Source organism: Bradyrhizobium sp. MI1.3 (assembly GCF_055811695.1).
This window is the reverse complement of sequence record NZ_JBVVPQ010000053.1, coordinates 46,454-52,453: the sequence shown is the minus strand read 5'-3', so window position 1 is coordinate 52,453 and position 6,000 is coordinate 46,454. Positions and strand designations below refer to the sequence as shown.

The 6,000-nt window shown below is 58.3% G+C and carries 8 protein-coding genes; 3 read left to right on the top strand and 5 right to left on the bottom strand.

Annotated features, from left to right (window positions below):
- Window positions 1–117 precede the first annotated feature (117 nt).
- The 4 genes from AC0L3A_RS29590 to AC0L3A_RS29575 all read right to left on the bottom strand — a co-directional run bounded on the left by AC0L3A_RS29590 (window position 118) and on the right by AC0L3A_RS29575 (window position 3,755).
- The gene (locus AC0L3A_RS29590; RefSeq protein ID WP_473255675.1) at window positions 118–1,092 is read right to left on the bottom strand and encodes an ABC transporter substrate-binding protein; all 975 of its coding nucleotides are present in this window, start codon (window positions 1,090–1,092) and stop codon (window positions 118–120) included.
- Window positions 1,093–1,135: 43 nt separating this feature from the next.
- Entirely contained in the window at window positions 1,136–1,435 is a 300-nt protein-coding gene (locus AC0L3A_RS29585; protein WP_473255674.1) for a hypothetical protein, read from the bottom strand.
- Window positions 1,436–1,772: 337 nt separating this feature from the next.
- Window positions 1,773–2,294 (bottom strand): hypothetical protein, encoded by a 522-nt coding sequence (locus AC0L3A_RS29580; RefSeq protein WP_473255673.1) that lies wholly within the window; start codon window positions 2,292–2,294, stop codon window positions 1,773–1,775.
- 663 nt (window positions 2,295–2,957) lie between these two features.
- Window positions 2,958–3,755, bottom strand: coding sequence for an alpha/beta fold hydrolase (locus tag AC0L3A_RS29575; protein WP_007595392.1), 798 nt, complete (start codon window positions 3,753–3,755; stop codon window positions 2,958–2,960).
- 330 nt (window positions 3,756–4,085) lie between these two features.
- Between AC0L3A_RS29575 and AC0L3A_RS29570 the strand changes: the two genes are divergently transcribed.
- From AC0L3A_RS29570 to AC0L3A_RS29560, 3 genes are all read left to right on the top strand, one after another.
- Window positions 4,086–4,286 carry a DUF6494 family protein gene (locus AC0L3A_RS29570; RefSeq protein WP_354172211.1) on the top strand — a complete coding sequence of 67 codons (201 nt, stop codon included), beginning with the start codon at window positions 4,086–4,088 and terminating at the stop codon, window positions 4,284–4,286.
- Window positions 4,287–4,506: 220 nt separating this feature from the next.
- Window positions 4,507–5,270 (top strand): IS5 family transposase gene (locus tag AC0L3A_RS29565; protein ID WP_473255672.1). Its coding sequence is split into 2 segments (ribosomal slippage): window positions 4,507–5,049 and window positions 5,052–5,270, totalling 762 coding nucleotides; the frame shifts between segments, so codons are not numbered across the junction.
- Between the two features lie 134 nt (window positions 5,271–5,404).
- Window positions 5,405–5,587, top strand: coding sequence for a hypothetical protein (locus AC0L3A_RS29560; protein WP_198288338.1), 183 nt, complete (start codon window positions 5,405–5,407; stop codon window positions 5,585–5,587).
- An 86-nt stretch (window positions 5,588–5,673) separates the two neighbouring features.
- Here the strand turns inward: AC0L3A_RS29560 and AC0L3A_RS29555 are convergent, their stop codons facing one another.
- The gene (locus tag AC0L3A_RS29555) at window positions 5,674–5,913 is read right to left on the bottom strand and encodes a hypothetical protein (RefSeq protein ID WP_246649391.1); all 240 of its coding nucleotides are present in this window, start codon (window positions 5,911–5,913) and stop codon (window positions 5,674–5,676) included.
- Between the last annotated feature and the right edge of the window lie 87 nt (window positions 5,914–6,000).

Here is a 6,000-nt window from a genome sequence, read left to right as displayed (position 1 = left end):
CCCGCGTCTTCTCGATGTCCGCTCTGGCCCCGACTGCCGACGTGCCGGACACGATGGCGATCTTCGCCTTCGGGCCACTACCGGACCTACCCCTCGGTAGCAAAGGTTGGGTTGGAATTACTCAATCACGTTGTCGGCGCGGGCAAGAAGTGGCGCAGGAACTTGGAGTCCGAGCAATTTGGCTGTGTTTAGGTTGATGTAAATTTCGTATCGGTCTGGTTGTTCGACTGGAAGATCAGCAGGCCGTGCTCCCCGAATGATCTTATCAACATAAACCGCGCCCTGCTTTGCTATCGCAAAGAGATCTGGCCCCAAGCTGATCAAGCCTCCAGCGACGACCGCCTCTCGAAACCCATGGCAAGTTGGTATCCGGTGGGCGAGGGAGAGTTCAGCGATCGGTTTTGAGTTTATGGAAGTGAGCAAGCCCGCGATGATGATCAAACCGCTGACGTCAGCTTGTTGTATCTGATCGAATGCGGTGCGCAGATCATCTGCAGTCTCGACGTAAAAAATAGTCAGTTCTACATTCATGGTGGGGGCCGCCCGCGCAAGCGACTTCATAGCGAACACAACATTGGGGTCGCCTTGAGCGGCCAAAACAGCGATCCTTTCGCAATTCGGAACGACCTCCTTCAGCAACTGTAATCGCTTCGCATAGGTTTCAATGGCCGCTTCAAACGTTACGCCAGTCATGTTGCTGCCGGGATGCGACAGACTTTGAACCAATCCAATGTCGACAGGAGCCCCGACCGAAAGAAACACGGTAGGAGTATCAGAGGTAACGCGCTTCGCTGCCACCCCACCAATCGTTCCCCATACGACCAGAATATCGATCTCAGGGAGCAGTTTCGTGATGGTAAGTTCGATCGTCTTTGCGTCCGGCGTCACAATACGTCGGCTTAAGACAATATCCCTCCCTTGGACATGTCCCAGAGCGCCGAGTTTCCCCGTGAACGCCTCTAGTAATTGATCGCCCAATCCGCCGGTACCGACGTAGCCAAGCCGCCACAGCTTTTTGGATTGCTGACCTTGAGCCGCGAATGGCCATATAATCGCGGCACCTACAAGGGTAATTAGTTCGCGCCGTCCCATGCGTCCCTCCCTACGAGGACCACACTTTATATGATCTAACCTATCAGCTTCCGAATGGCAGAGTGTTGACCACATCCCGAACCAATTCGGAATAGCGTTCGGGTCGACCTTCTCCAGAGTAGCGACCTATCGCCAGGTCTTGGCCCTCGACGTAGCCAAGGCGGCTTAGCTCCTCGAAAAAAGCGCGGTATTGCGGTGGACCACTCAGGCTCATTTCGCCGACTTTCATTCCCGGGTGAACGAAAGCGATCCGCTTCATCCTTGCCGGCTGCTGCGCATGCGCCGCGAGTGGCCATGTCGCCGCCGTGCCAGCGAAAAGCGTAATGAACTCGCGCCGTCGCATGTGCCCCCTCGCGGGAAAACCTGACCGACCACCAAAGCCTAGCACTTTACGACGAGACAGGAGCGAGAAAGGTGGAGATCGAACCTCGTAGTCGCGAGCCGATGTCAGCTCAGGGTCAAAAGCGCCGGTCGAGCCAAGTGCATCTTGGCGTCCGGTTTAGCGACAGCGGACATCACGGCGGCTGAACCTCTTCGGCTTGGGGCCAGAAGCGGCCATCAGCTGGCAGACAAGCGCCGCCTAGCACCCTCCGCGTTGGCCCACTCAGGACGAGAACCACAGTCCCGCATGAATCAGACGGCTCCTTTGGGGCCGCCTGATTCAGCCTCTAGCGGATGACCTATTGGCAGAGATGCGGGAGACCGTCAGCACCCTTGAACGAGGTGCCGGGCCTGCAGGTGATGCCGTTGCGGGTAGCATACGTACTCCAGTTGCCGTACCAGCCGTTGGGGCCGTAGCCCATGCCGCCGGACCCCGTCCCGCCGGACATAGCGTAGGAATTGCCCCAGCCGCCGACGGTTGCAGCCGCCGCCACCGGGTGGCGATACGCCGTTCGCCGATATCGATAGACCGGGGTAGTCCCGGTTCCAAGACCCGTGCAGCTGGCGAATTCAGCTTGGCATTCGTCCGGATTCGAGAGAGCCGCCTGCGCCAGTGCAGCAGAGTTGGACAGGGTGGATGCCGCAATAACGACCGCGCCAAGAACTTTCAGATTTATCATGGCTTGCTCCTTGCGTTGGACCGTGGCGCACAATGCCAAGTCTGGCTTCTTCATGCGGTGGAATCGAGCACGCCTTCTGATACGGGTGCCTTGACGTAGATCAAGGAAGGCGCGGGCGAGCCTGTCCATTGTGTTGATCACTGGGCCGTCCTTCTCCAACAGCCCAGTCTTCAACAAGGCCCGGCTGGGTCCCGATCCCCAGCCGGGCTTTATTTTGTCATGAACTCCCAGGGGCCGATTCGACCTGAGCACTGTGAGAAGCGGCGGTCCTTTGATTCATCTCAACGGCCGCGTTTGTGTCTCTGCGAGCAGCTGGCCATGAACCCGTCTGACAAGCCAAGCCCGGGTAAAGAAGCGCCAGAGCCCAAGCCTTCGCGCGCGGAGGAGGCTCGACGCATCATCGAGGAATATGCGCACAGCCTGCGCGAGATCATCGGGAAGCTCCGTCGGCGCCTCAATGGAGGGACTTCCGGTTGAGACGGTGACGACCAGGGTGCGGGGGGCGCGGTTTCTATCACGCGGGTGCCGATATCCATGGTGCCGCGTGGACCTTGGTCAACCGTCGAGGAGTTTGCCTCAACGCCGCCGATTTCGGCAATGGGTCAAAGGCAGCCCTCGGCGGCTTGCATGATCGGGTCGGCTCATCTCCCGGAAGCGGCCCTCGCAGCGCTCTAACTGAGGTCGGTCACGGGCCATGTGTGGAAGTCGTTCGTACACTGGCTACTCGCAAGCCGAGCGAGACGGATCGCTCGGCTACAATTTTAATTATGGCAGCCCAGGAAGTCGTTCCTGATCAGATCAATCTCACGCTGCTTTCACCAGCACGTCAGTCAACCAATCCGGCTCGGCGATCATAACGGAGTGGCCGGACGTCGCGTTTTCGAGGACGGTCCAAGAATTATCGGACTTGCACTCCCCTGCCGCTTTGTCCAAGGCCGCTAACTGGAATTTGGGTAAGCGGATGTAGGTTTTCTTCGCGACCTTTTCGCGTGCGCCGGAGAGCTTCACAGGTTGCAGCCATGTGCCAATCGGTTGAGGAGTTACCTTCGATAGAACCCAAGCAACGTCTTTGGGGTCGCTAAAGGCCGTCGGGGGGAGCGCTTTGGGAGCCGGACGGCTGATTGCACCCTCCTCTATCGGGAAGGAGACCAAGTCTCGGAATGACTCCCCGTCGGCGGGCTTTATTGCATCAACCCAGACGATAGATGACACACGGTTTCCGACGCGCTCAAGCGCGCCCGATGCGGGACATCCGGCATACGAATGGGCAACGAGGCAAATGTCTGTGAGGTCTTCCCATTCGACCAGATTTGCGATGTCCGTGATGTGCGTGTCGAGATTTATGTCTCTGCTGAGGAGATGCGAGCGTTCTGCCAATCCCGTAAGCGTAAGCGCATAGACTTTGTGGCCCTGCTTTTCGAGCCTCTCGGTGACGCGATGCCAACACCAAGCTCCGTAAAAGGCTCCGCCAATAAGAACAAAAGTCTTTTGCGGGGATTGAGCACGTGCGCTGCTGATGCTTGATGAAGCTACCGAGACCGCGCTTACTCCGGCCGCGAGACTGCCGATCAATCTGCGGCGGGTGACGTCTGACAAGGTCATGAAATCTCTCCGTGCAAAAAAATGGGTACCATACGAGTGCAACAGTGTAATCGCCAAAACCGAACAAATGGAAGATGACTTCAGCGGTCTTCGAAGGAATATTTTACTTCCGCCATGGGTCACAAGCGGCGGTCGGCGACAGCGCCAGCCGTGCCCGGTCCACCTCAAACGGCCGACCTTGCGCCGCCTCGGGTGTAGTCTTCAGCTCCGGGCCGACGTTGTAGGCAATCAGGTTGAGGAGGAAGTCGGCGGTGACGCGAGTTGGGCCTCGATGTTGGGTCTTTGCTCGCCTCGTGTTAGACATCGCCTGACCGACCAGGGAGAACAGCCATGACCGCCGAGTTCGATGAAGACCGCTTCAATATGGCTATCCGTAAATTTCTGAAGCATGTCGGAGTTACATCGCAGCGTGAAATTGAGAACCTAGTGCGCAGCGGGGCGGTGAAAGATGGCAAGCTCAAACTGCGAATGACCCTGTCGGCTGAGGGGACGGCGCTGAAACATGTAGTCGAGGAAACAATCGCACTCTGACGATGTCCCGGTTGCCCCGGCATTGCGGCCCGGTTGGTGGAGCATTCAATCCTGTTGATTTCCAGCAACGACTGCTTTGGGTCATTTTCGACAGTTTTGGCACAGAGTGCGGGATGGTTGATGTCCGTTCCTGTCCAAAAGCGCCGTACCTGTGTCTGCCCATGAGCGTTGCGTTTGGCCGGATTGTCGTGATTCAAACTCACGAACTGGAGCTCGAATCATGCGCTACGAACTCGCTGACTATGAATGGACCGCCATCAAGCCGATGCTGCCGAACAAGCCGCGTGGCGTCCCCCGGGTGAACGACAGACGGGTCCTGAATGGCATCTTCTGGATCCTTCGATCAGGAGCACCCTGGCGTGATCTGCCGGCGGCGTTTGGGCCATACACCACTTGCTACAACCGCTTCGTCAGGCGGCGGCGGGCTGGCGTCTGGGGCCGCATCATAGAAGCGCTTGCCACTGCCCATGATGCCGCTACCCAGATGATCGACACCTCCATTGTCCGCGTACATCAGCATGGAGCCTGCATCGCAAGGAACCAGCGCCAATCGATGGGAAGGTCCCGCGGCGGTTTGACGAGCAAAATCCATGCGGTGGTCGACAGCAATGGTCTGCCGGTACGGTTGGCGCTGAGCCCCGGTGAGGCCAATGACGTTCGACTTGCCGGAAAACTGCTGTCTCGTCTGACATCCGGGTCAATGTTGCTTGCGGACCGTGGCTATGACGCGGACTGGATCAGGGAGCTTGCCATGAAGAAGGGCGCGCGTGGGCCAACATCCCGCCGAAGAGCAATCGCAGCGATCCGATCTGCTTCAGCCCATATCTCCACCGCGCTCGCAACCGGGTTGAGCGGTTCTTCAACCGGATCAAACAATGTCGTCGGGTGGCGACGCGGTACGACAGGCTGGCCGCCAACTACCTTGCCTTCGTTCAGCTCGCGTCGATCAGGCTATGGCTGCGTCTTTATGAGTCCGCGTCTTAGTTCTTGCCAAGGCGGTCCGATGCAACATCGCGATGTGCGGTTTCGTTCTTCCCCTTGTCGTCGATGCCGCGCGACGGGTTGGTGTCCGGCTGGGCGCTGGTACCTCGCCGAGACCGAGCTGCTGGGCGGCTGCGATGCCGATCGTCACCTTGCACGATCTGAGCGAGGTGCAGCTCCGGATGCTGCGACTTGCGCTCAAATGCTTGAGCGAGGACGCCGCCTGGGACGTGGCCGGCCCCGCGGGTCGAGCTGACCGAGCTGATGAACCGCGCGACGTCTGGATCCACGCGCAATGGGATGAGGCGAAGGTGCCTTAGCGGCCGTTGGTGGAAGCTATGCTCAAAATCGTTCAGGGCGCGGGACGGATAAGGAAGACAAGCCGACCGCCCAGCCTCTTTCCGCATCAGCCGCGCTTCTTCTGAGCGGATGGCTTAAATTCCACGACCTCGTGCTGCTCGCTGGAATCCGAGTGCCCTTGTTGTTTTACGATGACCTCAAGCTCAAGAGCTTCGAAGGCGAGTTCATCCGCCAAGCGTTGAAAGAGCGCGCGCTTTTCGGCATCCGTCGCCGACTGACTCATAAGAGCAAAGTCTCTGGCGTCCGCGCGGAGCTTTTCCAATCGTCGCCTGAGGTCCTTCATCATCTTGGCTCAGGTTCTAAACTCATCCTCGACGCAAACAGTAACCTTGCTTTCCGGGATGACGGATGATTCAACCACGGAAACAATATA

Bases quoted from the DNA above. Each gene is read 5' to 3' on its own strand.
- AC0L3A_RS29590 (WP_473255675.1), bottom strand. From the start codon at position 1,092: ATGGGACGGCGCGAACTAATTACCCTTGTAGGTGCCGCGATTATATGG.
- AC0L3A_RS29585 (WP_473255674.1), bottom strand. From the start codon at position 1,435: ATGCGACGGCGCGAGTTCATTACGCTTTTCGCTGGCACGGCGGCGACA.
- AC0L3A_RS29575 (WP_007595392.1), bottom strand. From the start codon at position 3,755: ATGACCTTGTCAGACGTCACCCGCCGCAGATTGATCGGCAGTCTCGCG.
- AC0L3A_RS29570 (WP_354172211.1), top strand. From the start codon at position 4,086: ATGACCGCCGAGTTCGATGAAGACCGCTTCAATATGGCTATCCGTAAA.
- AC0L3A_RS29560 (WP_198288338.1), top strand. From the start codon at position 5,405: ATGCCGATCGTCACCTTGCACGATCTGAGCGAGGTGCAGCTCCGGATG.
- AC0L3A_RS29555 (WP_246649391.1), bottom strand. From the start codon at position 5,913: ATGATGAAGGACCTCAGGCGACGATTGGAAAAGCTCCGCGCGGACGCC.